Source organism: Enterobacter cloacae complex sp. IR5458, assembly GCF_049238025.1.
GTDB lineage: Bacteria > Pseudomonadota > Gammaproteobacteria > Enterobacterales > Enterobacteriaceae > Enterobacter > Enterobacter kobei.
In genome coordinates, this window is record NZ_JBMKIF010000126.1 from 1 (window position 1) to 1,333 (window position 1,333).

Sequence of the window (1,333 nt, forward strand, 5' to 3'; positions counted from 1 at the left end):
ATACCCGGAATCACTCTCTAACCTTCTGAATTAAGGCGTATTTATGTCTGATATCCTCGAAGATATGATTTATCGCCGTACCCTCTCATGCGGTACGATTCAGGTAACCCGCGACCAGGGTGAAGTTTCGCTCGATGACCTGTTTGACATCGCTGAAAGACGTAACCCGAAACGCGCCTTTCTGTTTGTCAGCAAAGTACTCGGCAGGCACATTCCCGTGCCACCCTCAGTCATGCGGCAGGCCTACAGACAGCTTGCCAGCCAGTTCCCCTCGACACTGACAGGACCCGTACTGTTTATCGGTATGGCTGAAACCGCCGTTGGGCTTGGGGCCGGTGTATTTGATGAAGTGCGCCACCAGCATCCTGAATCTGTCTATCTGACCTCTACCCGTCACCCGGTTGATGGCACGTTGCTTTGCGAGTTCAAGGAAGAACACAGCCACGCCACCGATCATCTGATCTATCTGCCAGATGATGAAGAGAAAAGACGTCGTGTTACCAACGCACGAACGCTGGTTTTGATTGATGACGAGGCAACCACCGGTAATACCTTTATTAACCTGCTTTCAGCCCTGCGTAATACCGGCAAGCTTCAACATATTGAACAGGTTATAGCCGTTACGCTTACCGACTGGAGTGGCAAAGCCTTGTCCGAGCGCAGCACCTTACCAGTCACTTCGGTTTCTCTTGTAAGCGGTAAGTGGGGATGGACCCCATTACCTGATGCACCTGTCCCGGACATGCCGAAAGTCAACGTAACTTCACGAGGAGAATGGGACATCCAGGGAAAACAGTCCTGGGGCCGACTGGGGATGCTCGCACCTGCGGCCGATCTCGGCCATGAGGTCTCCGTCCACAAGGGGGAACGTATTCTGGTTCTCGGGACCGGGGAATTCGTCTGGGAGCCGTTCCTGCTTGCTGAACGGCTCGAAGCTGCCGGAGCACAGGCATTTTATGGATCGACCACCCGCTCCCCTATCGCCGTTGGTTATGCCATTGAGTCCGCCATTTCCTTTACGGATAACTACGGGCTGGGCATCCCCAATTTTGTCTATAACGTCGCCCACCAGCAGTTTGACCGCATTCTTGTGTGTACTGAGACACCCGCAGAAAGTATTGACACGCAGCTTCTTAAAGCGCTGGCTGAGGTTGCGGCCGTCGTGGAGATTGTTACCTATGAATAAACCCGTTGTTCTGAGCGACCTTGACGACACGCTCTTTCAGACCCGTCGTAAAATGGTGGACGAGCTGGCCCTGGAGCCATTCCGTACCGGTGCCGTTGATCGCACCCTGAATCCACGAAGCTTTATGACGGAAGAACAGTCCATGTT

General features: G+C 53.4%; 1 protein-coding gene and 1 pseudogene. Both read left to right on the top strand.

Annotated elements, in window-relative coordinates; translation table 11 throughout:
- The first annotated feature begins 43 nt into the window (after positions 1 to 43).
- Positions 44 to 1,186, top strand: a complete 1,143-nt coding sequence (locus ACOTYN_RS26325) for a phosphoribosyltransferase domain-containing protein (RefSeq protein ID WP_001280115.1) — start codon at positions 44 to 46, stop codon at positions 1,184 to 1,186.
- Positions 1,179 to 1,333: pseudogene (locus ACOTYN_RS26330) on the top strand (hypothetical protein); the annotation flags it as partial. The gene ACOTYN_RS26325 and the pseudogene ACOTYN_RS26330, both read left to right, overlap by 8 nt.

What these genes read in the sequence shown, in the direction of transcription:
- ACOTYN_RS26325 (WP_001280115.1), top strand. Translation starts at nt 44, where the DNA reads ATGTCTGATATCCTCGAAGATATGATTTATCGCCGTACCCTCTCATGC.